Here is a 515-nt window from a genome sequence, read left to right as displayed (position 1 = left end):
TTTCCCCATTCGGAAACCCCCGGATCAAAGCCTGGTTGACGGCTCCCCGGGGACTATCGTGGCCTCCCACGTCCTTCATCGGTTCCTGGTGCCAAGGCATCCACCGTGCGCCCTTAAAAACTTGGCCACAGATGCTCGCGTTCACTGTGCAGTTCTCAAACAACGACCAGCCACCCACCTGCACAAGCATGGGGCCGGCGGTACTGAGACAACGTTTCCGTTCCCTCAGGACCCAACAGCGTGCCCGACACACTCGATCAACAATCCGTCTTCCACGCCGAAGCAGTACTAACGAATGCCAACCCAGTGTGCCGAATAGTCAACGTTCCACCCATGAGCGACCGTGCAGAACATTCGCCTGCAAGCGGCCATGTGCTCCTTAGAAAGGAGGTGATCCAGCCGCACCTTCCGGTACGGCTACCTTGTTACGACTTCGTCCCAATCGCTGGTCCCACCTTCGACGGCTCCTCCCCTTACGGGTTAGGCCACCGGCTTCGGGTGTTACCGACTTTCGT

The 515-nt window shown here is 58.6% G+C and carries 2 rRNA genes; both read right to left on the bottom strand.

The features are described 5' to 3' along the window. A 23S ribosomal RNA gene (locus PUR61_RS23640) occupies positions 1-127 on the bottom strand; the annotation flags it as partial. A 256-nt stretch (positions 128-383) separates the two neighbouring features. Continuing rightward, positions 384-515: ribosomal RNA gene (locus PUR61_RS23635) — 16S ribosomal RNA — on the bottom strand; the annotation flags it as partial.

Origin of the sequence: Streptomyces sp. BE20, assembly GCF_036322525.1 — a bacterium.
Lineage (GTDB): Bacteria > Actinomycetota > Actinomycetes > Streptomycetales > Streptomycetaceae > Kitasatospora.
This window is presented reverse-complemented; position numbering and strand designations above follow the sequence as displayed.